We start from the raw sequence: 26081 nt of genomic DNA, 5'->3' as shown, positions 1-26081 counted from the left end.
AGAGGGTGTGTTGGTGCAGCTTATTAAAGGTATCGCTATTTGTGTGTCTTTGCTTAATTTTGTCATCTGTCGTTAGGATATGTTACAGGTGTAAAAATTATTTCTACTGTTAGCAAAGATGAATATTGACCCTGTAGTTAATGCACTTAAAAGTATTGCTAAACCTGCGGCTTCTCTAGTTATTAATCAAGCTCAACGCAATGAAACTGTAGTTAGAACTTTAAAAAAATTCAATTTTGACCCAGTACAACCGCCTAAAGATGTTGATGGTGTTTATGTTTATTCTTTAATTGAGTATGGTGTGGATAAGCAGGAAGTACTGCTGAATCTTTTTCGAGAAAGAGAAATTAAAAATGCTTTTTGGAGTGCTTATACTTCAAAGGATCCTTTGGGTTTCTACAAGGTAGTAGAAAAGTTTTTGCAGGGGAAAGATTCAGAATTTGATATCCGATTGATGAGAATTGAACTGCGAGCAGAGTTAGAGGAGTTTGGGGAAATATTTATTAAGGTTGCTAAAAGAAGTAAATCAACAGAGTTTGAACCTTTCCCTGAATGGAATTTAGATGAGTATCCAACAGAATTTAAGTCATTAATTAAAGAAAAAATTCGCTCGTTTTGTGGTCGTCAGTTTGTTTTTGACGCATTTAAGCAATTTTGCAATAAAAATCGCAGTGGTTATTTTACAGTAGTGGGTGATGCGGGGATGGGGAAGAGTACCATTGCTGCTAAATATGTCTGGGATCATAAATCACCATGCTATTTTAATATTCGCCAAACTAGTAGCAATCGAACGGAGCTATTTCTTGAAAGTATTCGCAAGCAATTAAGTAAGCGTTACCAGTTGCAGAATGTCGAGAAGGCTAATTTAGCTGATTTACTAGAACAAGTTAGTAAGAAAATTCCTGTTAGTGAACGTCTGGTAATTGTAGTTGATGCTTTGGATGAAGTGGAGCAAGAAGCTGGGGGTAATCTTTTAGATTTACCAACGGCGCTACCAGAACGTGTCTATTTTATGCTGACTAGACGACCATATACTATAGATAAAAAACGCTTGTCTGCACCAGATGTGACGATGGAGGAGCTAGATTTAAGGGCAAATGACTATGTTAATTTGAGCCGTGAAGATATCAAACAGTATATTAGGTTCTTTTTGAATTACGATGAAGACCATCATAAGGCACTTAGACGATGGATTAAAGACGGCAAAATTGATGATAATGATTTTGTTGAGCAGGTAGCAACCAAGAGTGAAAATAATTTTATGTACCTGCGCTATGTCTTGCCAGGAATTGCTAAAGGTGACTATAAAGACCTGAAGTTAATGCAATTACCCAATGGTCTTCAGGACTATTATCAAGTTCATTGGGGACGTATGGGGATGGATGCAAAGCCCCAAGAAGTAAAAGTATTTATCCTGTTTATTTTAGTGGAGATTGGCACACCAATTACCTGGAAGATGATAGCAGATATTGCCAAACAGGATGAAGATGATGTGCAATCAGTTTTAGAAGAGTGGGTTGAATATTTGAAGCAGCAGGATATCAAAGGAGAAATCTGCTATAGCATTTATCACGCTAGTTTTTTAGACTTTTTGAAAGCAAAACGGGTTTTGGATTCCAAACGGAAGCTATTTCAAGAGGTTAATCAACGCATTGCAGACTACCTTATCGGGAAGATGGCGTGAAATGGGAGAATTTGCTGACAAATTAGCGGCACAAAATCCTGCCTTTCAACGTGCTTACTTGGGTAGTTTAGCGCCAAGCTTGGTAAAGTCGGGAAATTTAGAAAAGTATTACAAAACTCTGACTGATTTTGATTTCATCACTGCCAAGATTAACTATCCTGAGTTTGGGGTGCAGCCGCTAATTGACGATTATGATTTGATTGATGGTGAAGAGACATTAAATTACTCAGAATATAACTCTGAAAAAGTCAAAAGTCTCAAATTGGTTCAAGGAGCATTAAGACTGTCAGCACATATTTTAGTAACAGATAAGCAACAATTAGCGAGTCAATTGCACGGACGGTTACTAAATCAGAAAATGCCAGAGGAAATTCAGGCATTATTGGTACAAATAAGGCAAAGGACAACTACCCCTTGGCTGTGTACCTTAACCCCTAGCTTAACCCCATCAGGAGGACGCTTACTCCGCACCCTCAATGGTCATAGTAGCTCGGTAAATGCCGTCGCCGTCACCCCCAATGGGCAACAAGTGATTTCCGCATCTGATGATAACACCCTGAAAGTCTGGAATCTGGCAACAGGGGAGGAACAATTCACCCTCAATGGTCATAGTAACTCGGTAAATGCCGTCGCCGTCACCCCCAATGGGCAACAGGTGATTTCCGCATCTGATGATAACACCCTGAAAGTCTGGAATCTGGCAACAGGGGAGGAACAATTCACCCTCAATGGTCATAGTAACTCGGTAAATGCCGTCGCCGTCACCCCCAATGGGCAACAGGTGATTTCTGCCTCTTATGACAACACCCTGAAAGTCTGGAATCTGGCAACAGGGGAGGAACAATTCACCCTCAAAGGTCATAGTTACTCGGTAAATGCCGTCGCCGTCACCCCCAATGGGCAACAGGTGATTTCTGGATCAATTGACTCTCTAAAAGTCTGGAATCTGGCAACAGGGGAGGAACAATTCACCCTCAAAGGTCATAGTAATTCTGTAAATGCTGTCGCTGTCACTCCCAATGGGCAGCAGGTGATTTCCGCATCTGATGACAGCACCCTCAAAGTCTGGAATCTGGCAACAGGGGAGGAATTATTCACCCTCAAAGGTCATAGTTACTCGGTAAAAGCCGTCGCCGTCACCCCCAATGGGCAGCAGGTGATTTCTGCATCCAATGACAAGACTCTCAAGGTCTGGAATCTGGCAACAGGGGGGGAACAATTCACCCTCATTGGGCATAATTCTTATGTGAATGCAGTCGCGATCATTCCCAATGTACAGCAGGTGATTTCCGCATCCAATGACAAGACTCTCAAGGTCTGGAATTTAGCAACTGGGGAGCAACAATTCACTCTCACTGAGCATAATTCTTCAGTAAATGCAATTGCTGTCACTGCCAATGGTCAGCGGGTAATTTCTGCATCCGATGACAAGACCCTCAAAATCTGGCATTTAGCAACAGGTTTAGAACTATTTTCTCTAAGAGGTCATCGTACCTCAGTACGTGCTGTGGCTGTTACCCCTGATGGCAAACAGGTGATTTCTGGTTCAGTGGACAATACTCTTAAAATCTGGAATCGTCTAACAGGTCAGGAACTTGCTACCCTTACTGGTCATTTTGCTTCAGTAAATACAGTAGCTGTTACCCCTGATGGCAAACAGGTGATTTCTGGTTCAGTGGACAATACTCTTAAAATCTGGAATCGTTTAACAGGTCAGGAACTTGCTACCCTGACTGGTCATAATTTTTCAGTAAATGCAGTCGCAGTCACCCCCAATGGGCAACAGGTGATTTCCGCATCTGATGACAACACCCTGAAAGTCTGGAATCTGGAAACAGGGGAGGCACTATTCACCCTCAATGGTCATAATTTTTCAGTAAATGCAGTCGCAGTCACCCCCAATGGGCAACAGGTGATTTCTGCCTCCCGTGACAACACCCTGAAAGTCTGGAATCTAGTAACAGGGGAGGAACTATTCACCCTCAAAGGTCATCGTGACTCAGTAAATGCCGTTGCCGTCACCCCCAATGGGCAACAGATGATTTCTGCCTCCTCTGACAACACCCTGAAAGTCTGGAATCTGGCAACAGGGGAGGTCATTGCCACCTTCATAGGGGAAAGTTCCATTAATTGCTGTGCAGTTACACCCGATCGCATGACAATTGTGGCAGGAGAACAATCGGGTAGAGTGCATTTTTTGCGCCTTGAAGGGATGAGAGAGGAATCAAAGGAGAAGTAATTTTATCTGCCAAGGATTTCATTGACGGTAATATTCACATCGCTTAAGGCTTTAATTGATAAACTTTGACCGCCAGCGAACTTTTGCATAAGCTGATATCCTGCGGCTGTTGATTGTTGATAAACTTCCACAATTTGCTCGTTAATATCTACTAACCAAACTTCAATTATGTTTGCTTCTGCATATAAAGGAATTTTCTCTTCCCGGTCATACATCACAGTCGAATCAGATACTTCAATTAATAAAAAAATATCCTGGGGTTGGGGGTGTGCAGTGGCGTAAAAATCATCACGGGGTTTGAGTAATGCTACATCTGGCTGAGGTTGTGAGTTATTGTTTAATGCAACTGGATTTTGAGCCGCAACTATGACGCGCTTACCTAACAACTGCACCAACAGATTAATCAGGCGATTTACACAAGCCGCGTGTTTTGTCCCAATAGGCGACATCTCTATAATCTCTCCCCGTATCAATTCCACTCGGTCATCTTCTGTGAGAATCCCCGACTCAAGCATTTTCTGATATTGCTCAACCGTGAATTTTCGTCTTAATAACTGCACAGTCATGATACCCCCAGTCTTGCCTTATCTTTTAATTATTCTCCAAAATAGAGAATGGGGATAAATATTCTAGCGAATGGTGGCGATATTTTTTCTTTTCCACTAGCTCAGAACTTCTACTTTTCTCCTAATTCAACATAATATTAAGCAAATAGGAGTCTTCCATGAAAACAGTACCAATCCAATTACCATCAACGGTATTCTCGGCACTCCGCAAGAACCCTGAAGAATTCGTTCAAGAAATGCGAATCGCTGCCGCAGTAAAATGGTATGAGTTAGGCGAAATATCTCAAGCAAAAGCAGCAGAAGTGGCTGGACTAACACGCGCAGAGTTTATTAATGCTTTATCGCGTTACCGAGTTGATTTTATGCAATATACTCCAGAAGAACTAGCCCAAGAAATCGCAAATGTCGATTAAGCACATTATTATCAACTCTTCACCTCTGATTGTGCTGTTTAAAAGTAAACAAGCAGAATTACTCCCACAACTATTCAAAGAAATCATAGTTCCAGAAGGTGTTTTTACAGAAGTTACCTCAGCAGGAGAAGATGATGCGGCATCAAGACAATTACCCAGCGTTTCTTGGATACAAGTAGTGAAAATTACGGCTGTAACTCCTGAAGTTGCTGCTTGGGATTTGGGTTTAGGAGAGTCACAAGTATTAAGTCTAGCTTTGGAAACTTTAGATTGTGCAGCCATTGTTGATGATAGAGCCGCAAGGCGTTGCGGTCAATCGCTGGGCATTACTACTATTGGCACAGGAGGCTTACTAGTACTAGCAAAACGACGCGGCATAATTTTAAGCGTATCTCCCGGAATTCAAGCTTTACGTGATGCAGGTTTATGGTTATCTGATACTTTAGTGAATTTGCTTAAACAACAGGCTGGAGAATAGGTACAAAAATAACTATGAATTCACCACCCAGACCACCCACTACTAATCATCTCAGAGGACATCCAAGGGAATTTAAGCAAATCATTCAAGAAAAAAGCCAAAACTTTGTCGGTCGTGAATTTGTCTTCACGGCTATTAATAACTTTCTCGACCGCGATCGCCACGGTTACTTCACTATCATTGGCGCACCCGGTAGCGGTAAAAGTGCCATCCTCGCCAAATATGTGACAAACAATCCTCAAGTTATTTATTACAATGCCGAACTTGAGGGTAAAAATCGTGCTGACGAATTTCTCATAAATATCTGCACGCAACTCATTAATCAATACTCGCTTAATTACACCTCTCTCCCAGATAACGCCACAGAGGGAAGTTGGTTTTTCTCTAGTCTTCTCCAGCAAATCAGCGATGAGTTAGAACCTCATCAAAAACTGATAATTGCCATTGATGGGTTGAATTGCATTGACCGCAACAGCCAACCACCCAGTACAAATCTGTTTTATCTCCCCCGCTATCTCCCGGATAAAGTCTATTTCCTCCTCACTCGTAGACCTTTCTTGCGCGAGAAGTCGGGTTTATTAATTGAAACACCGTCGCAAAGTCTTGATTTAGCAGATTATCCAGAAGAAAATCGGCGGGATATTCAAGCATATATTCAAAATTACCTAACCCCCCTAACCCCCCTTCCCTACGAGGGAAGGGGGGGACAAGATTACTCCCCTCCCCTTGTAGGGGAGGGGTTGGGGGAGAGGTCAAGTCTTAAATCTTGGCTGAGTAATCACCAGATTAATGAGCAAGAATTCTGCGATCGCATCACCACTTTGAGCGAAGATAATTTTATGTATGTTAGCCAGATCATAGATGCGATCGCAGAAAATTTCTACCCGGAATCTTTCGAGTCCAATCAACTCCCGCCTGGTTTAGAAGCATATTATCAGCAGCATTTACACAAAATGTTTCCACCCGAACAAGACACGGAACATAGCACAGATGTGTTAAATGTCTTAATACAGCAGCAAAAAGCAATATCAGTGGAAGCTTTGGCGCAGACCACCGCAGCGATCGCACAAATCATTGATACTGATGAGTATGAAGTCGAAGAAGTGCTAGAAAATTGGCTAGAGTTCTTACAACAACAAAAAATCGCCTCAGAAACCCATTACAGTCTCTATCATTCCAACTTTCGAGACTGGCTAGGTAAACAAGCATTTAAAACCTTCTGAAAACTTTTATAACTCTCTCGGTTAGTAAAGAGAATTAAGATATTAATAATGGAGCTAAGCGGATTCGAACCGCTGACCCCCTCAATGCCATTGAGGTGCGCTACCAACTGCGCTATAACCCCTTATAATCCATTATACATATTCACTTAATTATTGGTACTTTGTCAAGCTTTTTGTGAAAAATAAATTTTTAATATCTCCTCAACCACTGGGCAATTACAACGAAACTTGCAACAAATAGGTCATACAGTGCCCCATCAAAAAGTAAACTACTAACATGGCAGCAGCAGCCAGAGCAACTAATGTACCAGCCAACATGAGAGAAAATTCTTTACTCTCGTAGGCTTTTTCCATTAAGTGCAGTGACCACGCCACCAGGGCGACATCAAAAAGTAAAATAGGAAGCAACATATTTTTTAATAATTGTTAATACTTGTAAAATAATATTAACACCCTTTTCAGGAAGTGTGCCCAACCTTAGATAGATGTCAATAAGTAGTAAATTGTGGTTCAAGATAATATTCTTACTGGCACGTTGCGATCGCGCAAGTAATTTTTGATTTCTGCTACGCTTAATTGTCCGTAATGTAACAGAGATGCGAGTAATGCTGCTTCAGCTTTGCCTTGGGTTAGGGCTGTGTAGATATGTTCACAATTACCTGCACCACCTGAAGCAATAACTGGAATTTCTACAGCATTGGCAATTGCCCGTGTGATCTCAATGTCATACCCAGCTTGGGTTCCATCAGCATCCATACTTGTTACTAGCAGTTCACCGGCCCCCCGTTTTTCAACTTCTTGTGCCCACAGTAGAGCATCTAAGCCTGTATTTTCCCTGCCACCCCGCACATACACATCCCAACCTGGATTCTCCGGGTTATTTCTGCGTCTGGCATCAATTGCAACAACTATGCACTGATTACCAAAGCGATCGCTGGCCCGATTAATCAACTCTGGATCACGCACCGCCGCAGAATTAATACTAACCTTATCTGCGCCCGCTCGTAACAAAGCTTTAACATTTTCTAAGGATTGAATGCCACCACCCACAGTCAATGGAATAAAGACCTGTTCAGCAGTTCGGTAGACTACATCTAAAATTGTAGCTCGGTCTTCATGAGTAGCTGTAATATCCAGAAATACTAACTCATCAGCACCGGCTTCGTTGTAAACCTTGGCCAGTTCTACCGGATCGCCTGCATCTTGGAGATTAACAAAGTTAACTCCTTTTACAACCCGTCCCGCCTTTACATCTAAGCACGGTAAGATTCTTTTAGATAACATAATAACTTTTGTACTTCTGGGTAATTGACCGGAATTTAAATTTTAAATTGGCGCGGGTATTCTCAAACTAAAATTTTCACGGGTATTGGGCAAAGAGAGTGTTGAGTTAGGAGTTAGGAGTTAGGAGTTATTTATTCTCCCCCTAATCCCCAGTCCCCAGTCCCCAGTCCCCAGTCCCCAGTCCCCAGTCCCCAGTCCCCAATCCCCAGTCCCCGAAAACCTAGTCCCTTAAAAGTAGATAGCTGAATTATGGCGATAATCTCCTCGAAAAAACAGCCTCCAGAACCCAACGGAGAACCAAAGCAGCTTCGAGAGTCGGCGAAAGCACCATCCACAGAAAATATTCTGAAGCCTGAAGCTGCTATTGATGAACAAGAACAGCAGGAAGAGGGTATTCGGCCACACCGATTTGCTGATTACATTGGGCAAAAAGATTTAAAGGATGTGCTAGATATTGCCATCAAAGCAGCCAAGTCTCGTGGTGAGGTGCTGGATCATTTGCTGCTGTATGGGCCGCCGGGATTGGGAAAAACCACAATGGCAATGATTTTAGCATCGGAAATGGGGGTAAATTACAAAATTACCAGTGCGCCAGCCCTAGAACGTCCACGGGATATTGTTGGGCTACTGGTGAATATGAAACCAGGTGATATTTTATTTGTTGATGAAATTCATCGCCTCTCGCGGATGACAGAGGAAATTCTCTATCCGGCGATGGAAGATTATCGGTTAGATATTACTATTGGTAAGGGTTCTAGCGCTCGGATTAGAAGTTTGCCGCTATCAAAGTTTACCCTAGTGGGTGCTACAACCCGTGTCGGCGCTTTAACTTCACCACTGCGCGATCGCTTCGGTTTAATTCAAAAACTGCGATTTTACGAAGTTGACGAACTGACTCAAATTGTACTGCGAACCGCTCAATTACTCAAAACCCCAATTACAGAAGATGGTGCCACAGAAATTGCCCGTCGTTCACGCGGAACGCCACGGATTGCTAATAGGCTACTAAAACGGGTGCGTGATTATGCGGAAGTAAAAATATCTGGGGAGATTAATGAAACCATCGCATCGGAAGCACTGCAACTATTCCAAGTAGATCCTTGCGGTTTAGATTGGACAGATCGGCAAATGCTGAGTGTGATAATTGAACAATTTAATGGCGGGCCAGTGGGGTTGGAAACAATGGCAGCAACGACAGGTGAAGATACTCAAACAATTGAAGAGGTGTATGAACCTTACCTGATGCAGATTGGGTATTTAACTCGGACTCATCGTGGGAGAATGGCAACTAAGGCAGCATATAAGCATTTGGGGTTTACACCGCCTAATGAACAATTGTCATTATTATGAAGAAAGGGAAAGGGGGAAAGGGGAAAGGGGAAAGGGAACCAGTGACTTAAAAGCAGGGGTTTCAAATATGGACACTGATTTTTATCGCACTACGTGGCGGGTAAAATCTTCTTTTTTTGTTCTCCGCAATTAAGACAGGCGATGCACTGAGCGTAGCCGAAGTGGGCTTTATACCTTGTGGGGAAAAGTTCTAAATTCTGTGCCCTTTCCCCCTTTCCCCTTCCCCTTTTCCCCTTCTTGGTAATTATGGGCATTGGGCATGGGGCATTGGGCTTTGAACTCCTTTAATGAGTCTTTGAACTCCTTTAATGAGCCTTTGAACTCCTTTAATGAGTCTTTGAACTCCTTTAATGAGTCTTTGAACTCCTTTAATGAGCCTTTGAACTCCTTTAATGAGTCTTTGAACTCCTTTAATGAGTCTTTGAACTCCTTTAATGAGTCTTTGAACTCCTTTAATGAGTCTTTGAACTCCTTTAATGAGTCTTTGAACTCCTTTAATGAGTCTTTGAACTCCATTCCTCTGCTCCATGCTCAATGACAAATGACAAATACTTCGGCTTACCTCGGCTTCGCTCGGCACAAGTCGCTCAGTACAAGTGACAAATGACAAATTAGGTAAACCTAAATGATTAAGTTAATTAGTATTTTTCTGAGTCTGTTACTTGTGTTTGGCTGGGGTACTCCAGTCATGGCACAATCTCAACCGGCCATTACTCAAGAACAGTTAAAACAAGGCGATGAGTGGGCAAATCAAGCCTTTGCAGCGACGAATCAAGGTGATTTTGCGACGGCTGAAACTTACTGGACAAAGATTATTGAGCAATTTCCCACTAATGCGGGGGCGTGGAGTAACCGGGGAAATTCGCGGGTGAGTCAGAATAAATTGCAAGAAGCTCTGAAAGATTATAACAAAGCGATAGAATTAGCACCAAATGTCACCGATCCATATTTGAATCGGGGGGCGGCGTTGGAAGGGATGGGAAAATGGGATGATGCGATCGCAGATTATAATCATGTCTTAGAACTCGATCCTAACGATGCGATGGCGTATAACAATCGGGGAAATGCCAAAACAGGTTTAGGAAAATGGGAAGATGCGATCGCAGACTACAAAAAATCTAATGAGATAGCCCCAAATTTTGCTTTCGCCCGTGCTAACTACGCTCTCGCTCTTTATGAAACAGGTAAAAAAGAGCAAGCAATCCGTGAGATGCGAAATATCGCCCGTAAATACTCCAAATTTGCTGATGTGCGTGCCGCCCTCACAGCTGCATATTGGGTAAATGGAGAACAAGGTGAAGCCGAAAGCAACTGGGTAGCAGCTTATGGACTTGATAGCCGCTACAAAGATATCGACTGGGTAAAAAATATCCGCCGTTGGCCTCCTAGCCTGGTTACAGCTTTGGATAAGTTCTTGAAAATTCAGTAGGCACTTGTAACTCAGCAAAATTTTTTCTTTGCCTATATAACTGTTTTCTGGTATACATCATTGTAAATATACAGAAACAGCATTTATGACTCATTTTGGGCTGATCTGTCCAGCAACAACTGGTCATCTCAACACTATGCTCCCCTTGGGTAAAGAACTCCAAAAGCGGGGTCATCGCGTCACCTTATTCGGTATACTTGATGCTAAATCCAAGACACTAGCGGCAGAGTTAGAATTCCAAGCTGTTGGTGAATCTGAATTTCCCACTGGAGCGATCGCTGAATCGATAACTCAGTTAGGTAAACTGAGTGGACTCGCGGCACTGCAATATACTGTCAACTTCCTCAAAGATCAGGCGGCTGTTATGCTCAGAGATGCACCAACAGCAGTCAAGGAAGCAGGTGTGGAAGCACTTTTAGTAGATCAAGTTTCACCAGAGGGAGGTTCTGTTGCAGAATTTCTGGGCATTCCTTTTATTACAGTTTGCAGTGCTGTGGTACTGAATCGAGAACCGAGTGTCCCACCTTATTTTAAAACCTGGAGCTATAATCCAGCCTGGTGGGCGCGATTACGTAACCGAGGTGGCTATGCATTGCTGAGTCGCACCGTAAAACCTATTACAGGGGTAATCAATCAGTATCGCCAAGAGTGGAAATTGCCCCCACAGTTTAGCTCTAACAATCGCTATTCCCAACTAGCTCAAATTAGTCAACAGCCTGCACAATTGGAATTCCCAAGGGAAAATTTGCCCCAGTGCTTCCATTTCACAGGGCCTTATCATAGTCCAACTGGTCGGGAAGTTCCTGATTTCCCTTATGAAAAATTAACCGGACAACGATTGATTTACGCCTCAATGGGGACTGTCCAAAATCGCCTATTGGGAGTTTTCAAGTCTATTGCCGAAGCTTGTAATGATTTGGATGCCCAGCTAGTGATTTCGTTAGGTGGTTCTGCAACTCCAGAGTCTCTGGGGAGTTTGCCGGGAAATCCCCTGGTAGTTGGTTATGCACCCCAATTAGAATTGCTGCAAAAAGCGTCTCTCACCATTACCCACGCAGGCATGAATACTACTTTGGAGTCCTTAAATAATGGGGTACCAATGGTTGCCATTCCGGTTGCTAACGATCAACCAGGAGTAGCAGCGCGTGTAGCTTGGGCTGGTGCTGGTGAGGCTATACCCCTGAGTCGTGTGAATGTTCCTAAACTGCGAACTGCTATCCAAAAGGTGTTGAAGGAGGATTCTTATAAACAGAATGCAGTCAGGTTACAAGAGGCAATTCAGAAAGCAGGGGGTGTAAGTCGAGCTATTGATATTGTGGAACAGGCTGTTTCTACAGGGAAGCCTGTTTTGGCTTAAACAAAGTAATCAACAGTATTAATTGTGAACAAACTAAATAATATGGACTGGAACAATAATTCAATCGTAATTTATGCTAATTTTCCCTTTCATGTGGAAGATTGGTCACCTACTTCTGTCAAAAATGGTATTGGAGGCAGCGAAGAGGCTGTCATTTACTTAAGTCAAGAACTGGTGAGATTGGGTTATCAAGTCACAGTTTTTAATAGATGCGGTGACATGGAAGGGGAATATAATGGTGTAGTTTATCAGTCTGTTGATAAATTTAATCCTCAAGACAACTTTAATGCCTTAATCTTTCATCGCGCTTGGACGCAACCGATGATGATGAAAGTAAATTCAAAAAAAACTGCTATTTGGATGCACGATAACCCTAATTTATTTCCTGCAATAGAAGATTCTCAGCAATCAGAATTTTTAGCAAGTTTTGACAAGCTGTTTATGCTGTCAAATTTCCATAAAGCGATGCTACCCAACTGGATTCCTGAAGAAAAAATCTTTCTGACAACTAATGGTATTAATCTAGAAGATTTTAATTTAACAGGAATTTTTAGAAACCCCAAAAGACTGATTTCCATTAGTGACTATACAAGAGGCATTGAAAATTTACTTACTCAATGGGACAAGATTACCCAAGAAGTACCTGATGTTGAATTGCATATTTTCTATGGTTGGCAAGGAATTGATGCGCTAATTAATTCACCTTACATTAATAGATTTCCACAATTACCAGATAAAAAGAAGCAAATTTTGCAACTTTTTGAGCAAAGAAACGTATATGAACATGGCAGAATTGGACACAAGCAGTTAGTTGAAGAATTATTTAAATCTGGAATCTGGGTTTATCCTTGTCATACTCCTGTTGAGATATTCTGTATTAGTGCTTGGAAAGCTCAAGCGGCTGGTTGTGTTCCTGTAGTCACAACTTACGCCGGCTTAGATGAGACTGTTAAATCTGGTATCAGAATTAAGGGGCCTGCTGGAGATGAACAGACAAATAATGCTTTTATTGAAGCTGTAATTGACTTATTGAAAAATCCAAAGAAACAAGAAAGTCTGAGAAAGGAAGCATTATCTTTAAAAGATTACTTTGGTTGGGATAAAGTTGCTAAACAGTGGCACGAGGAATTTTTCTCAGTTTAAATAAAATCCAGGATTGTTTGTGAGTGTAGCCCGTCATAGACATCGCTCTCACCCTATCTCATCCCATTCTCCCAGTCTTTAAACGGAACTAGAGCTAGTCTGAAGGATAGGCTGATTTTGAGGACGCTTACCCTTCACCACCATCTGCACACCCCCTCTTGGGCTAAATAGCAAACCCTTACGTACTGGCTGCACTGGTTTGCTATCAGCCAATTCCATCTCCCAGTGAGATAGCACTTTTGCCAACACCAGTTTCATCTCAAACAAGGCAAATGCCATTCCAATACAGCGACGGTTCCCGCCACCAAAGGGTAAATACTCATAAGGAGAAAATTGCCGTTCTAGAAAACGCTCTGGTTTAAATTGCTTCGACTGTGGATATAAATCTTCTCGATGATGGGTCAAATAAATAGAGGGATTGAGCAAAGTACCAGGCTCAAAGTTGTATCCTCCAATTTGTAGCGGTGATTTAACCAATCGATTTAGTGCCGAGGTTGCTACTGGGTAAAGACGTAGCGTTTCAGAACAGACAGCATTCAAATAAGGCAATCGAAAAATAGCGTTTGCATCTGGTTTTTCACCCAAATTATCTAGTTCTTGCAGCAGTTTTTCGCGCACCTGGGGCCGATGATGAATCCAGTACAGCGCCCATGATAAGGAAGTTGCAGTAGTTTCGTGACCCGCCACTAATAGGGTCATCAGTTCATCACGTAATTCCAAGTCTGTCATTGGCTCTCCCGCCTCATCACGAGCAGCCGTCATTAAAGATAGAATATCAGTCCGAGATGAGTCAGGTTGTGCTTTGCGTTCTTGAATCTCGGCGTAGATAATTTGATCAATCTGCTGTCGTAAACGCAAGTATTTTCCCCAAGGACTCCACGCTCCTAAATCCTGTCGAAGTGATGGAAAAAGAAGCAGAACTGTTCTTAAAATAGGGATTTTGGGATTCAGGATTCCAATCAGGAGTTCATTGAGTTTCTCGTAACGTGGCCCATCTTCTAGACCAAATACGGCCTTCAAAATTACTTGGAAAGAGATTGCTTGCATTGATGGCAAAGCTGCAAAGGTTTCTCTAACTTGCCACTGATTAATCACTTGCTCAGTGATCTCACGGATTAAATCACCATAAGCAAGCATTCGCTCTCCATGTAAGGGCGGTGTCAACAGTTTTCGTTGTCGCTGATGAGGCTTTCCTTCCAGTGCCAGTAGTGATTGCCGTCCTAATAAAGGCGATTTAATCCCTGCTGGCTCACCAGAGTCTAAATATTTTGGATCTGTAGTAAAAATCTGTTGAATCGCTTGAGGATTGCTAATGAAAACTTGAGGAGGAACATTTTGTCCAAGCTGAAGGGTGAAGATATCACCGTAACGTTTAGCACAATCTTCTAAATATTCCAATGGGTTAGTTAGCCATTGATACGTCTGTACCCAAGGGTGAGTTTGAGGGCCATTAGGCAGTTTAAGTGCAGACATTTTTATTAATCTCCCAATGATTAAAGCAAGATTGTTATCAGCCAGTTATTCATGCACCCCTAGCTTGATTAATCTTAGACCACAGATTGGGCAAATGAACTTACCAACTCTTGAATCTGTCTTGGAGTCAATTCTTGCACATTACGCAAAACTACTGCTGCTCCTGCTGCTATTAGCGTCTCACTGTATGCATCACTACGCGCTGCTGTTTCCTGGACATGAGGCGGTAAAACCCCCACTCCAATCCAAGTGTGAGCAGAATCTAGATTCCGCGCTTTCTCGACGGTATACATATCTGCTACCGTATCTCCCACATACACGATCGCTAATCTTTCCTCAATTCCATTATCTAACTCCCGAACTGTAGCGAAAAGTCCAGTGGGGTCAGGTTTACCTGGTGCGTCTTCCATCGCAATCAACACCGGAGATTGCAAACCCAGGCGTTTTTCTAAGACATAGTTAGCAGAAGCACGAGTTGCACCGCTAAAAAATCCCCAAGCAATCCCGGCTTGGGTAAGTTGTTCTAAATAGCTAGGTTGTAATAATAAAGGTTCATTACAGATATACCCAGTAAAATTATTTGGATCTGAGCCTCGGTAGCGGGATTGAAAAAAAGCAACGATCGCATCATAATCTAGTTGCAGTTGTTCGCGGCTCTGTTTTTGGGTTTCAAAGTAGCGGTAAATTAATTCCTGCGATGCTTCCCAATCGTTATTCCACACGCCTTCAGACTTGAGTTGGTCAATATCTAGTGGGGTTGGACGATATGCTTGGGTGGTAAAATGTTCTACGGTATCTGCGATCGCCCGGCGATAGGAACCGCTAACATCGCGCACAACGCCATCAATATCGAAAATAGCGATCGCTTTTACAGAAGTTGGTTGAGTCATGGGTAGGGAGGAAAAGAGTTTTACATCATCTTAAGTGCCAAATTTGGATACTCCCCTATTTAAGATACCTATAAGTATCAAAAATTATCAAGGCTCTTATTTTGGCTAAGGTATTGAGCAGAAAACCTAATTTTAATCTGTTTTAATTTCAGACGTTGCATGGTGACTGGTAACAGCTTCATCCTGAATACTCCAATTTTTAGATTGCCACCAAAGAAAAACTGCCAACATTATTGAGGACAAGGTAATCAGAGCCATTGCCCTAAAAGTAGTGTCTATACCTATAATTAATGCGGCAACAGGTAAATTTGCCAGATCAAGCATTTTGGGGGATACAGACGTGATCTCAGTGCTAGTTAATAACTGAGCATTAAAGAAAGTGACTCTCGAAAAAAGAGTGCTTAATAAGCACATGCCGATAATGATCCCCAATGATCTTGATAAAGCCAATAAACCAGAGGCAATCCCTAATTTTTCACGCTCTACCGTTTCCATAACTGTATTACTGATCGGTATTACAGAGATTATTAGCCCCAGTTCTATGAGAATTCCTCGGACACAAAAGCCGATAGTGGTTGATTCAGCATTCAAACTACTGGCAGTCCAACAACCAATTTCTAGTAATAAAAGGCCAATGAAGCTGACTATCTGTTCACCAAAACGGTCGGCAATAGAGCCTGCGATTGGTGCAACTATTACTGATGCCAATGGTAATAACGTCAGTAACAAGCCGACCTTTTGGGCAGAATAGTGCAAACCTAACTCTAGAAATAAAGGGAGGATTAACTGGATAATACCAACGATGCCATAAATCATTGCAAACAACAGTAAATTCAGGCTGAAGCGTGAAAAGCGGAACATTTTTATATCAAGTATTGGTTCTTCTATCCAAGATTCTAAAAGTAAAAAACACAGTAAAAAAACTATAGCTAGGGTAATCAATATTACCTCTAGAGGATCGCCAAAGCCCAATTCTTGTACTCTTGTCATTCCCAACACAAAGCAACTGAGTGCAAGGGACATCAATAACAATCCCATCACATCAAAATTCTTACGAACCCCGGTACTAACAGAAGAGGGGAGACATCGGGCAACAATGACAGTAGCAATAATCCCAATGGGTAGATTCACCCAAAAAACTAACCGCCAACCGCCAAAACTAATCAGCAATCCACCCAATCCTGGCCCCAAGGCCAATCCCAGAGAAGCAAGTCCAGTCACCCAGCCCAATACACGTCCGCGATCTTCTTCAGGAAAGATTTCTGTAATGATTGCATTACGTAATGCCCATACAAATACAGCGCCGAGTCCTTGTAATCCTCGAAAGGCAATTAAAAAGCCGATATTGGGTGCTAGACCACAAAGCAGTGAACTGATAGTAAACAACACCAAACCGCTCAAAAATAACAGTTTTTTACTATAGATATCACCTAAACGAGCTACACCAAGTACCAGCACAGTCAATACAAAAGTGTAAATTAAAATTATCCACTGAGCAGTTGCGAAGGTGGTATTAAAGTATTCGACGAGTATAGGAATAATTGCACCGACTATGTAGAACTCCGTAGCAATCATGAATGCACTCGTGCCGATGCCTAAAGTCGCCCACCATTTTTGAGATTTACTTAGTTCATCTGTCATATTTTATTTATGCCTATAAAATGCTGAATATTTTTCAGCAAAAGCAAAACTGACTCCAATCTGGTTTTTCAGAAGTTTGAACTTCTAAAGGCCTATAATCATCTTCGGTGTCAGGGATTCATCCTCATCTAAACCAAATTGTTCATGGCTGGGATCGAAAGTTTCTGGATCTATATAAGTGCCGAAAATGCGATCGCAAAAGGTGAATATATCACCAAGATTTTTATGTTGATATTGAATGTCAGCAGAATGATGTATTAAATGATATCTTGGTGTTACCAAAATCCATTCTACTGTTCTCATCCAAGGTAACCATTGAATATTACTGTGAACAAAAAAAGTAAAAAATGAATAAGCAAGTACACAAGTAAAGGTTATATCCAAAGGAATTGCTAATATAGGAAACGCTATAAAATCCGATTTGGCGATAATCTTAGCAATCAAAGAATTTTTATTTCCCTTGAGCCAATACATAGGCTTTTGCAAATGATGCCACTTATGAACTCGCCAAAGAACAAAAGTATGATGCATGAACCAATGATTAAAATAGGCAATCAAATCCTTTATCAAAATAGCAATAATCAGCCTGAACCATAAAGGCAGATGTAAAACTGATGTCCAACCTACGGAATGAGTAACTGCTTCGATAATAGGGAAAATGAATAAATCGCTTATATAAGAATAAATTTGGGCAGAAAGAACTATAAACAAAAAAATTATCGGTAGTTCTCTGATATCTTGGAGAAATATAGGCAAATGTTGGATTTTGCGGAAAGGTTGTTTAATTTCCCATAGCCAGAGGATCGTACCCGATATCAACAGTGTTAAGAAAGGGATTAAAAACTGTTGTATAAGATGGATAACAAAATTCATAATTAGAAAATAAATGCAAATATAAATTCAACATTTTATGCGGAAAAATTAATTTTTATAGTGATTTATCAAGCCAAGAATATTATGATTTTTTACTATATTTATCTACCTCTGCCATAGTAAAAACTTCCTCATTAGTAAGAATTCTGTTTTCAGCACGGGCTTTAGTTAAGATTTGGTCAGCAATTTCATCTGTTATTTCTATCCCTTTGCGATACAATAAAAACCTGACATTTGCACGACCACTATAGGGGCCAACCTGAATACCATAGTCCAATCCAATTAAACTTGGATCAACTGCGGAGTAAACACAAGCCGCTATATCTTTGTTATGTTGATCTTCAGCTTTAAGAATAGCTGACGCATGAACTCCCATCTGCGTTAGGAAGCTATTTGCTCCAAAAATTGGATATTTATCGGGAATTTTTAACTTACAAAGTCGAGCAACTTCCATACAGTATTCTCTGAGTACCACTAAATTTCCATCATTCCAAAGACCCTCCATTTGGAGATTAATCATGATTAAATCTAAAGGTGCATTACCAGCACGTTCTCCAATACCGAGAATAGTACCCTGGATACAATCAACCCCCGCATTTACAGCCGCGAGGGAATTTATTAATGCTAAACCTCGATCATTATGACCATGAAAATCTAAGCGGACTTTGAAACCATTTTCATCTAAAAAATGTCGCAGATGCTGAACTATTTGCTGTGTTCCTGTGGGAGTTAAATAGCCTACTGTATCGCAAATGGTAATCTCTGTTGCTCCTTCCTCAATTGCAGCCTGACATAAACGTTCTACTATTTCTGGTTCTGCTCTAGAAGTATCTTCAGGAGAGAAATTAACAGGTAAACCCAGTTGAGTTGCTAAACCAACACCAAAGCGAGTCAGTCTTTCTAGTTCATCTACTTCCCACTTTTCTACATAACGACGGATAGGAGAACAAGGAATGAATAAATGAGCAATTACAGGATGACTGCTACTCTGACGAATACTCTCAATAGCATAGATATCTGTTTCCACCATACGTCCTAGTAAACCAAATCTGATATCTAATCCTCTAATTTCTGCTCCCTGACAAAGAGCCAGAGCTTGCTTATACGCTATTTCCTGCCCAGGAAATCCCACTATGGCATCGTTAATTCCCGAATCGTTGGCTAGGCTGAGTAAGTCCAATTTTTCCTCTAAAGAGGGAATACGATTAACTCCACCTTCTAAACCATCTCGTAAAGTTTCATCACATAGCTTAATAGATTTTAAGTTGTTGCTTGATGATTTATTCCAGTTATATATCAAATCTTTTGATTGCATAATTTAATTTGCCTAAAATGCTTTGATATTTTTCAATGATTTGCAGTTTTTAGATTGGGGGATTTTGTAGAGTTGATCAGCAATTCTTCTGTTTTCCAGACACTTTTCTCTAACTTTAATATCTCTAATCCTTCTTTCAATAATTTCATCCCCTGCATGAAATTATCTGTATCTCTTGCTAAAGCAATCCTGATATATTTCTCACCTTGAGGATGATTGCTCCAGTAAAAGAAAGTTCCCGGTAAAATGTAGACTCCCTTAGCTTGAAATAGGAACTCTTGTAACTCTGTAGACTTGATACTGGAATCCTGAATTTCACACCAAGCTACACAAGTTTTTGTCATTGTCTCTGGTAGGTGTAGAATTGTCCCCTCTAACGTTTCTTTAAGAATAGTTTGATTTTTTTTGAGCAAGTACCTAGTAGAGCTAAATTGGCTACGGTGCGATTCCAAAATATATTCACTCAATAAATTCAGAATAAAAGGGGAAATGCTCAGAATATAAGCAGTATAGATGCTATACATTTCCTCGTATAAACAATCAGACACTTTTAACATGGCTACTTTGGTATTCTGAATAGGCCAATATTTTCCCGTATCTTCAATTGCCATATAGTTGATGCCAGATTCTTTCAATACCTGATAAGTATCATATAACTCAACTTCATCGTCATACATCAGAAAATTAGCAAAGCAGTAATCAATTATCAGGAGTTTGTTGTAGTCTTTACAAAACCTGACGATTTCTGCAAAAATCTTCTGGTTTTTAATACCTAATGTTGTAAATCCTGTGGGATTATTCGGATCAACAAGAAAAATTGCATCTGTTTTAATATATTTTTTTAAGTTCTCATAAATACTATCACCATCATGGAGAAGTTCTTCTTTTAGAGGATAAATGGGTACTTCTAAATGCTTAAATACATTAAAAAGGCTATCAAAACAGGGTTCAATTAAACTCACACTTAATCGCTTTTTTACCAAATAATTTGCAATATGAATTATGGCAATTGAAGCCGCATAATGTAGCATAATATTGTTTGGTTGTAAGGCACTCTTTAAGCCACGAGTAGTGTAGAAAGTTACTATAAATTTCTCGTTTGAATCCTTTTGTTTTGTTCGTTTTGCATCTAACCATATCTCGGGTAATTTGGTGATGATATCCATTTGTGAAGAAGATTGAGTCTGTTGATTAAAAGCATTAGCAAAATTGAATTCTTGATCTATAGCTTCAGCTTCGTGTTGGGTAAGATCCGTCAAATTGAGTATGTTCATATGTATTAATTAGTATGTAAGCTGTACTCTATGTAACCGTTCACGGGGGGATAGAAAAATGCCCAATATGAAAATCTGGTATTTCCCTTGACCGTAATTAATCTGAAGAAAGCAGGTTAAATCTGCGATGGGCAAAACCCACCGCTCACATCAAAATTGAGCAAACAACTAATTCCGCAAATACTTAGCCAATAAATCCTGACCCTGAGCGCCCATATCATCAAGCTTCTGCTCAATAAGCTTCATCGCCATCGGCGACGGTTTAGAGCGTCCATTTTCCCAACGGTTAATTGTGCTATACGTAACGCCTAGAGAGGTTGCCAACTGTTCTTGCGTAAGCCCGAAAGCAAGCCGCAAATCATAAATTATCTGCCCCACTTCTGGCTGGTTGATAGCCAAGGGTTTTTTAATAGTCATTTAACCAAAGAAACTTTACCTTTTAGCTTAAGTAGCCGATGCTATATTATTTGCTACATATTAACCATGCAAAATTGCACCATCCATCAGTGAATACGCGCAATTTGTGTTTTTATAGTAAAATTTCTTGCTTTAATCCCCAGTCCCCAGTCCCCAGTCCCTTTTTCAATTACTGTTTGGTCATTTGATAGAGTATTGCGTTAAAATAAGCGATCGCTATCCTAGTTCAGTAATGCCCGGAAATTCCCGGAGGTGTGATTGACCAAGTTTATTTTAAAAATTCTGTGGTTAGACGAGAACGTTGCTCTTGCAGTCGATCAAATTGTCGGCAAAGGCACCAGTCCCTTGACTAAGTACTTTTTTTGGCCCAGAAATGATGCCTGGGAAGAGTTAAAAAAGGAATTAGAGTCCAAACATTGGATTACTGATGTGGATCGTGTCGAGTTGCTTAATAAAGCAACAGAAGTGATTAACTACTGGCAAGAGGAAGGTAGAAACCGTCCAATGGCAGAAGCTCAATTGAAATTTCCAGAAGTTGCCTTCACAGGTAGCGCCTGATATTACACAATATTAGCGATTCTGCTGTTCTACAAGCTGCCACAGTTTGATAGTCTTGTCCCGGCTGCCACTTGCAATTAATTGTGTAACTTTGCTCACAGCAACAGCAGATACTGAGTCTATATGACCAGAGAGAGTAACAATCTCTTCTGCTGTGCTTACTCTCCAAAGTTTAACTGTTTTGTCGCAACTTGCACTTAGGAGTGTTTCGCCATCGGCAGTAAAAGCCACAGCCACCACAGACCAAGAATGGCCTACAAGTGTGCAAATTAGCTGACCAGTGTTTACCTCCCACAATTTAATAGTGTTATCATCACTACCCGTCGCCAAAATTTTCCCATCAGGACTAAAAGCGACTGTCAAAACCGCCCATGCATGACCCGAAAGGGTGCTTAACAAGCTATAGCATGGGCGGTTTTCAAATTCTGTTCGGGAACTTTCTAATGGAGGTATCTGCCACAGGCGAATTGTTCTGTCATAACTAGCGCTAGCTAAAAGTTTTCCATCAGGACTAAATGCCACTGAACTTACTTGCAATTGGTGTCCAGTTATGCTGTACAATTCTCTACCAGTATTTACATCCCAGAGTTTGATTGTCTTATCCCAGCTACCACTAGCGAGCATCTGCCCATCTGGACTGAAAGCAACTGATTTTACAGCGTGTGCGTGTCCTAAGATGGTGCAGATTTGCTCTAATGTCTCAACCTGCCACAATTTGATAGTTTTATCATCGCTAGCAGTTGCCAGAATTTTCCCATTTGGACTGAAGCTAACTGATTTTACAGCTTGAGAATGTCCTGATAAGATAGCTATGACTTTTTGGCTATTTAAATCCCACAATTTTATGTTTTTATCATCGCTAGCGCTGGCTAAAGTGTAACCGTCAGGACTAATGGCAAGGGCATTGACACTACTCAATGTCCCAGAATGCCCAGTTAAGGTATGCAAACATCGCCAAGGAGGATTTTGGATTTTGGATACTTCGACTTCGCTCAGTACAAGTTTTGGATTTTGGATTTTATATTCCATACCCATTGCTTGCATAACTTCATTAGCCGATTGAAAGCGACGGTTAACAGCGTTTTGCAGCAGCTTGTCGAGGATTTGCGCCAAGCGATCGCTTACCTTAGTAGTAAGATATTGTTGCCAGACCCAGCAATCATTTGCAATATCATATAAATCAAAGGGAGGAATCTGGGTAAGTAAGTAAATGCAAGTAACACCTAAGCTATATAAGTCACTAGCAAAAACTGCTTTCCCCTTCGCTTGTTCTGGTGCAGAGTATTCTGGACTGCCAATACTGGTTTCAGATGTTAACCGATCAATTTCTGTGACGATTTTCGCAGTACTAAAATCGACTATGACGAAATCCCCCTTCTTGGTAATTGGGGATCTACGGATGATATTTTGGGGTTTAATATCGCGGTGGATGATGTTGCTGCATCTACGCCCGCCGCAGGCATCGCTAATCAACTGGAAAACTGGCAACACATCTTCTAAAAGTTGCCAAATCTGAGTTTCATTAAAAGCACCTTCTTCTTCAACCACTTGAGCTAAATTAGTGCCTGCAATAAACTCCTGCACTAAATAGAAATGCCCATTCTGCTGATAATAAGCCAATAAAGCGGGAATTTGCGGATGTTTCCCTAATTGCTCTAGCTGTTGCGCCTTTTGCTGAAAATCTTGAAATGTTTCGTATTCCTGCGATAATTCTTGAACAACGCAAGGAATTGGCGGAAACTGACCCTCATCTACAGCAAGGAAGGTTTTACAGAATCCCCCTTTACCAATCTGTTTCATTAAACGATAACGCTCTTGTAAAAGCAAAATTTCCTGCCTAATTTAAACTTTTATTTTTTCGTTTTTAGGAATTACGCAATACTACATCCTATAGGGGCAATTCATGAATTCGTAAAATAAATAGCTATATTTAGTATTAGTACATATATTCCAAAGTGTGGGTTAAAGATAAATGTTGTAACACATCTAAAGATAGATTACATTAAATCTTAAGATGCTGGTAATTGTACTGTTATTAAGGAAGTAATAAAATTTCCTTTTCTCGTAACGTCCATAGGTGATTTCCAGATTATGGAAATGGCTATCAGCCTGTAAGATGACCCACTAGTTGAACGCAGAAGAAATTCATCGGACGCGATGCGATCGCAAGCAAGTTTTAATCCTGGAAATTCTGATTATTTGGAACTTCATTACCTAAAGTGACTCCTACAACAGCGAACTCAATCACTGAATCGCTCTTGGATAAAGGATTCCGGGAATTTTTTTGAAAAACTGCTCATCTAAATGAGCAAACCGACCGTACTAAACCCAATTAAGAGGATTTTGATCATGCCTAGACTTACCGTTCCACCCAATTTCATTGGCACCCCCAGCACCGACACTTTAGTTGGAGAAGAATTAAATGCCGATGCAATAGGTATTGATATTTTAACTGGAGGTTACATTCGTACACTCTCAGGGAAAGATGCGATCGCTGGCACAGGGAAGGGCGGCAACGGTGGCAACGATCAGTACAGCGTCAGTAGTGGTGGTACTGGGACAGGCATCGCTAACAACGGTGGCAGTCTGAATGCAGGGAACGGAAATGACACGATCATCGGCACCGGTACTGGTGGCAGCGGCGGCCAAGGTTACTATGAGGGTAGTAGTGGTGGTACTGGGACAGGCATCGCTAACAACGTTGGCAGTCTGAATGCAGGGAACGGAAATGACACGATCATCGGCACTGGTACTGGCGGTGCCGCCAACGCTCCAAATCGTTATCAAAGCTTCCGCGAGGGCGGCTACAGCGGTACTGGGACTGGTATCGCTAACAGTGGCAAACTGGATACTGAAAACGGAAACGATACGATCATCGGCACCGGTACTGGTGGCAACGGCGGCAGCGGTTACGGCAGGTACGATAGGGGCATAATCGGCGATGGAATTGGCATCGCTAACAGTGGCGAACTGGACACCGGGGAAGGACAAGACATGATTATCGGCACTGGTACTGGTGGCAGCCGCAGCAGTTACGGTGACCATAGCACCGGTGCTGGGATCGGCATTGCTAACACCGGGAGTCTGAATACAGGAGATGGAGAAGATACAATCACCGGCACAGGGAAGGGCGGCATCGGCGCGGCTGATCTCGAAGGCTCCTACGGTGGTAATGGGATTGGCATTGTTAACAGTGGTAGTCTGAATACCGGAAACGGAGAAGACACGATCGTTGGTACAGGTACTGGCGGTACTGGCGGCGTTAACGTTCCTAACGGCGAGGGTACTAGCGGCGTTGAGGGTGGTACTGCAACCGGCATCGTTAACAGTGGCAGTCTGAATGCAGGAGACGCAAATGACATGATCGCCGGTACAGGTACTGGTGGCATCGGCGGTGAGGCTTATTATGGTGGCAACGGCGGTACTGCAACCGGCATTGTTAACAGTGGCAGTCTGAATGCGGGGAACGGAAATGACACAATCGTCGGTACAGCTACTGGCGGCATCGGCGGCGATGGTGGTGAGGCTGGCAACGGCGGTACTGCAACCGGCATTGTTAACAGTGGCAGTCTGAATGCGGGGAACGGAAATGACACAATCGTCGGTACAGCTACTGGCGGCATCGGCGGCGGTGGTGGTAAGGCTGGCAACGGCGGTAGTGGGACTGGCATTAGCAACAGTGGCAAACTAAATACCAAAGACGGGGAAGACACTATCATTGGCAGAGGTACTGGTGGCATCGGCGCCTTCAGCGGGCCCGGCAACATCGGCGATAGCGGTGCTGGAACTGGCATTCAGAACACTAAAGACGGCACTATCACTACAGGGTGGGGCAAGGACACGATTAGGGGTTATGGCAACAGTTCTGGAACAAACTTTACCGCCTATGGCATCGTCAACGACGGAATCATTGATACTGGCAACGGTTCTGACAAGCTTACCGGCCAGGCTACAGCAACAATTGGTGGTACTGCCTATGGCATTTATGGAGAAGGAATCATTAAAACTGGTAATGGTAATGACGAAGTTATTGCCACCAGCACCCTAGATGGAGTTCAACAGAAAGTCACTATCGGTGGCGGAATCAGCGTTGAACTGGGCGCTGGGAATGACTACTTCAAAGGATTTGGGGAAGCAACTGTTGATGGCGGGTGCGGCTGGGATACTCTCGATCTTAGAGCTTTCAATCGCTCTGAACTCATCGTATCTGGTGTTATTTGTGGCAATCCCCTTAAAAGTGCCAACATCACTTTCAACAACAATGAAAACCCCATTACCTTGTCTACGACTGGCTTTGAGAAATTTATCTTTGCAGATAGCTCTTTCTGCTACAGTACTTTAGCAAACGGGGCATAGGTTTGTTAATTCCTCTAGGGAGCGATGCGATTTTGTTAGATCGGACTTTTATTCTCAGTTACAGAAAAATACAGATTTAGGACTTACGCACTGTACAAAATAACTATCTTGTGCATTA

The 26081-nt window shown here is 41.8% G+C and carries 23 protein-coding genes and 1 tRNA gene; 11 read left to right on the top strand and 13 right to left on the bottom strand.

Going from position 1 to position 26081, the window contains the following annotated elements; all coding sequences use genetic code 11:
• The first annotated feature begins 118 nt into the window (after positions 1-118).
• Positions 119-1684 (top strand): P-loop domain-containing protein, encoded by a 1566-nt coding sequence (locus D1367_RS17720; RefSeq protein ID WP_118167575.1) that lies wholly within the window; start codon positions 119-121, stop codon positions 1682-1684.
• The gene (locus tag D1367_RS17715; protein ID WP_323808688.1) at positions 1653-3923 is read left to right on the top strand and encodes a WD40 repeat domain-containing protein; all 2271 of its coding nucleotides are present in this window, start codon (positions 1653-1655) and stop codon (positions 3921-3923) included. The genes D1367_RS17720 and D1367_RS17715 overlap by 32 nt, the downstream gene beginning before the upstream one ends.
• A 2-nt stretch (positions 3924-3925) precedes the next feature.
• On the opposite strand, the gene D1367_RS17710 is transcribed toward D1367_RS17715, so the two are convergent.
• The gene (locus tag D1367_RS17710) at positions 3926-4489 is read right to left on the bottom strand and encodes a Uma2 family endonuclease (protein ID WP_118167573.1); all 564 of its coding nucleotides are present in this window, start codon (positions 4487-4489) and stop codon (positions 3926-3928) included.
• 158 nt (positions 4490-4647) lie between these two features.
• On the opposite strand from D1367_RS17710, the gene D1367_RS17705 reads away from it, so the two are divergent.
• Genes D1367_RS17705 through D1367_RS17695 form a run of 3 tightly spaced genes read left to right on the top strand, consistent with a single transcriptional unit; the run spans position 4648 to position 6603 of the window.
• Positions 4648-4902, top strand: coding sequence for a UPF0175 family protein (locus D1367_RS17705; RefSeq protein ID WP_118167572.1), 255 nt, complete (start codon positions 4648-4650; stop codon positions 4900-4902).
• Positions 4892-5380, top strand: a complete 489-nt coding sequence (locus D1367_RS17700; RefSeq protein ID WP_118167571.1) for a PIN domain-containing protein — start codon at positions 4892-4894, stop codon at positions 5378-5380. The genes D1367_RS17705 and D1367_RS17700 overlap by 11 nt, the downstream gene beginning before the upstream one ends.
• 14 nt (positions 5381-5394) lie before the next feature.
• A complete protein-coding gene (locus tag D1367_RS17695) occupies positions 5395-6603 on the top strand; it encodes an ATP-binding protein (protein ID WP_118167570.1) in 1209 nt (402 codons plus the stop codon).
• A gap of 49 nt (positions 6604-6652) precedes the next feature.
• Here D1367_RS17695 and D1367_RS17690 read toward each other — a convergent pair.
• The 3 genes from D1367_RS17690 to hisF form a co-directional block, all read right to left on the bottom strand.
• A tRNA-Ala gene (locus tag D1367_RS17690) sits at positions 6653-6725 on the bottom strand.
• A gap of 94 nt (positions 6726-6819) precedes the next feature.
• Complete coding sequence (locus D1367_RS17685) at positions 6820-7014, bottom strand: hypothetical protein (RefSeq protein ID WP_012410736.1); 195 nt, start codon at positions 7012-7014, stop codon at positions 6820-6822.
• A gap of 99 nt (positions 7015-7113) precedes the next feature.
• Positions 7114-7887, bottom strand: a complete 774-nt coding sequence (gene hisF / locus D1367_RS17680; RefSeq protein WP_118167569.1) for an imidazole glycerol phosphate synthase subunit HisF — start codon at positions 7885-7887, stop codon at positions 7114-7116.
• Between the two features lie 249 nt (positions 7888-8136).
• Here hisF and ruvB point away from each other — a divergent pair, with 249 nt between their 5' ends.
• The gene (ruvB, locus tag D1367_RS17675) at positions 8137-9237 is read left to right on the top strand and encodes a Holliday junction branch migration DNA helicase RuvB (protein WP_118167568.1); all 1101 of its coding nucleotides are present in this window, start codon (positions 8137-8139) and stop codon (positions 9235-9237) included.
• Positions 9238-9405: 168 nt separating this feature from the next.
• Here the strand turns inward: ruvB and D1367_RS17670 are convergent, their stop codons facing one another.
• Positions 9406-9753, bottom strand: coding sequence for a hypothetical protein (locus D1367_RS17670; RefSeq protein ID WP_181984869.1), 348 nt, complete (start codon positions 9751-9753; stop codon positions 9406-9408).
• Between the two features lie 109 nt (positions 9754-9862).
• Between D1367_RS17670 and D1367_RS17665 the strand changes: the two genes are divergently transcribed.
• From D1367_RS17665 to D1367_RS17655, 3 genes are all read left to right on the top strand, one after another.
• Positions 9863-10666 carry a tetratricopeptide repeat protein gene (locus D1367_RS17665; protein WP_118167567.1) on the top strand — a complete coding sequence of 268 codons (804 nt, stop codon included), beginning with the start codon at positions 9863-9865 and terminating at the stop codon, positions 10664-10666.
• A gap of 85 nt (positions 10667-10751) precedes the next feature.
• Positions 10752-12023: a glycosyltransferase gene (locus tag D1367_RS17660; protein WP_118167566.1), complete on the top strand. Its 1272-nt coding sequence runs from the start codon at positions 10752-10754 to the stop codon at positions 12021-12023.
• A 24-nt stretch (positions 12024-12047) separates the two neighbouring features.
• Positions 12048-13166 carry a glycosyltransferase family 4 protein gene (locus D1367_RS17655; protein ID WP_147337381.1) on the top strand — a complete coding sequence of 373 codons (1119 nt, stop codon included), beginning with the start codon at positions 12048-12050 and terminating at the stop codon, positions 13164-13166.
• Between the two features lie 78 nt (positions 13167-13244).
• Here the strand turns inward: D1367_RS17655 and D1367_RS17650 are convergent, their stop codons facing one another.
• The 7 genes from D1367_RS17650 to D1367_RS17620 all read right to left on the bottom strand — a co-directional run bounded on the left by D1367_RS17650 (position 13245) and on the right by D1367_RS17620 (position 21049).
• Positions 13245-14639: a cytochrome P450 gene (locus D1367_RS17650; protein ID WP_118167564.1), complete on the bottom strand. Its 1395-nt coding sequence runs from the start codon at positions 14637-14639 to the stop codon at positions 13245-13247.
• 74 nt (positions 14640-14713) lie between these two features.
• On the bottom strand, positions 14714-15529 hold the full coding sequence (locus D1367_RS17645; protein ID WP_118167563.1) for a TIGR01548 family HAD-type hydrolase: 816 nt from the start codon (positions 15527-15529) through the stop codon (positions 14714-14716).
• 132 nt (positions 15530-15661) lie between these two features.
• The gene (locus D1367_RS17640; protein WP_118167562.1) at positions 15662-17170 is read right to left on the bottom strand and encodes a DHA2 family efflux MFS transporter permease subunit; all 1509 of its coding nucleotides are present in this window, start codon (positions 17168-17170) and stop codon (positions 15662-15664) included.
• 84 nt (positions 17171-17254) lie between these two features.
• Positions 17255-18043, bottom strand: coding sequence for a sterol desaturase family protein (locus tag D1367_RS17635; RefSeq protein WP_118167561.1), 789 nt, complete (start codon positions 18041-18043; stop codon positions 17255-17257).
• Positions 18044-18125: 82 nt separating this feature from the next.
• Positions 18126-19358, bottom strand: a complete 1233-nt coding sequence (locus D1367_RS17630) for a LeuA family protein (RefSeq protein ID WP_118167560.1) — start codon at positions 19356-19358, stop codon at positions 18126-18128.
• 32 nt (positions 19359-19390) lie between these two features.
• Entirely contained in the window at positions 19391-20524 is a 1134-nt protein-coding gene (locus tag D1367_RS17625) for a pyridoxal phosphate-dependent aminotransferase (RefSeq protein WP_244944946.1), read from the bottom strand.
• Positions 20525-20800: 276 nt separating this feature from the next.
• A complete protein-coding gene (locus tag D1367_RS17620; RefSeq protein ID WP_118167558.1) occupies positions 20801-21049 on the bottom strand; it encodes a helix-turn-helix domain-containing protein in 249 nt (82 codons plus the stop codon).
• Positions 21050-21307: 258 nt separating this feature from the next.
• On the opposite strand from D1367_RS17620, the gene D1367_RS17615 reads away from it, so the two are divergent.
• Positions 21308-21607, top strand: a complete 300-nt coding sequence (locus tag D1367_RS17615; protein WP_069071048.1) for a 30S ribosomal protein PSRP-3 — start codon at positions 21308-21310, stop codon at positions 21605-21607.
• A 12-nt stretch (positions 21608-21619) separates the two neighbouring features.
• Here D1367_RS17615 and D1367_RS17610 read toward each other — a convergent pair whose 3' ends face one another.
• A complete protein-coding gene (locus tag D1367_RS17610) occupies positions 21620-23407 on the bottom strand; it encodes a serine/threonine-protein kinase (protein ID WP_118167557.1) in 1788 nt (595 codons plus the stop codon).
• A 549-nt stretch (positions 23408-23956) separates the two neighbouring features.
• Here D1367_RS17610 and D1367_RS30950 point away from each other — a divergent pair.
• Positions 23957-25963: a beta strand repeat-containing protein gene (locus D1367_RS30950; protein WP_181984868.1), complete on the top strand. Its 2007-nt coding sequence runs from the start codon at positions 23957-23959 to the stop codon at positions 25961-25963.
• Positions 25964-26081 lie beyond the last annotated feature (118 nt).

This window comes from Nostoc sphaeroides (assembly GCF_003443655.1).
GTDB lineage: Bacteria > Cyanobacteriota > Cyanobacteriia > Cyanobacteriales > Nostocaceae > Nostoc > Nostoc sphaeroides.
This window is presented reverse-complemented; position numbering and strand designations above follow the sequence as displayed.

What these genes read in the sequence shown, in the direction of transcription:
- D1367_RS17635 (WP_118167561.1), bottom strand. Translation starts at nt 18,043, where the DNA reads ATGAATTTTGTTATCCATCTTATACAACAGTTTTTAATCCCTTTCTTA.
- D1367_RS17695 (WP_118167570.1), top strand. Translation starts at nt 5,395, where the DNA reads ATGAATTCACCACCCAGACCACCCACTACTAATCATCTCAGAGGACAT.
- D1367_RS17620 (WP_118167558.1), bottom strand. Translation starts at nt 21,049, where the DNA reads ATGACTATTAAAAAACCCTTGGCTATCAACCAGCCAGAAGTGGGGCAG.
- D1367_RS17630 (WP_118167560.1), bottom strand. Translation starts at nt 19,358, where the DNA reads ATGCAATCAAAAGATTTGATATATAACTGGAATAAATCATCAAGCAAC.
- D1367_RS17685 (WP_012410736.1), bottom strand. Translation starts at nt 7,014, where the DNA reads ATGTTGCTTCCTATTTTACTTTTTGATGTCGCCCTGGTGGCGTGGTCA.
- D1367_RS17710 (WP_118167573.1), bottom strand. Translation starts at nt 4,489, where the DNA reads ATGACTGTGCAGTTATTAAGACGAAAATTCACGGTTGAGCAATATCAG.
- D1367_RS17660 (WP_118167566.1), top strand. Translation starts at nt 10,752, where the DNA reads ATGACTCATTTTGGGCTGATCTGTCCAGCAACAACTGGTCATCTCAAC.
- D1367_RS17640 (WP_118167562.1), bottom strand. Translation starts at nt 17,170, where the DNA reads ATGACAGATGAACTAAGTAAATCTCAAAAATGGTGGGCGACTTTAGGC.
- D1367_RS17700 (WP_118167571.1), top strand. Translation starts at nt 4,892, where the DNA reads ATGTCGATTAAGCACATTATTATCAACTCTTCACCTCTGATTGTGCTG.
- D1367_RS17670 (WP_181984869.1), bottom strand. Translation starts at nt 9,753, where the DNA reads ATGGAGTTCAAAGACTCATTAAAGGAGTTCAAAGACTCATTAAAGGAG.
- D1367_RS17625 (WP_244944946.1), bottom strand. Translation starts at nt 20,524, where the DNA reads ATGGATATCATCACCAAATTACCCGAGATATGGTTAGATGCAAAACGA.
- D1367_RS17665 (WP_118167567.1), top strand. Translation starts at nt 9,863, where the DNA reads ATGATTAAGTTAATTAGTATTTTTCTGAGTCTGTTACTTGTGTTTGGC.
- D1367_RS17705 (WP_118167572.1), top strand. Translation starts at nt 4,648, where the DNA reads ATGAAAACAGTACCAATCCAATTACCATCAACGGTATTCTCGGCACTC.
- D1367_RS17610 (WP_118167557.1), bottom strand. Translation starts at nt 23,407, where the DNA reads ATGAAACAGATTGGTAAAGGGGGATTCTGTAAAACCTTCCTTGCTGTA.
- D1367_RS17650 (WP_118167564.1), bottom strand. Translation starts at nt 14,639, where the DNA reads ATGTCTGCACTTAAACTGCCTAATGGCCCTCAAACTCACCCTTGGGTA.
- D1367_RS17645 (WP_118167563.1), bottom strand. Translation starts at nt 15,529, where the DNA reads ATGACTCAACCAACTTCTGTAAAAGCGATCGCTATTTTCGATATTGAT.
- D1367_RS17720 (WP_118167575.1), top strand. Translation starts at nt 119, where the DNA reads ATGAATATTGACCCTGTAGTTAATGCACTTAAAAGTATTGCTAAACCT.
- ruvB (WP_118167568.1), top strand. Translation starts at nt 8,137, where the DNA reads ATGGCGATAATCTCCTCGAAAAAACAGCCTCCAGAACCCAACGGAGAA.
- hisF (WP_118167569.1), bottom strand. Translation starts at nt 7,887, where the DNA reads ATGTTATCTAAAAGAATCTTACCGTGCTTAGATGTAAAGGCGGGACGG.
- D1367_RS30950 (WP_181984868.1), top strand. Translation starts at nt 23,957, where the DNA reads ATGCCTAGACTTACCGTTCCACCCAATTTCATTGGCACCCCCAGCACC.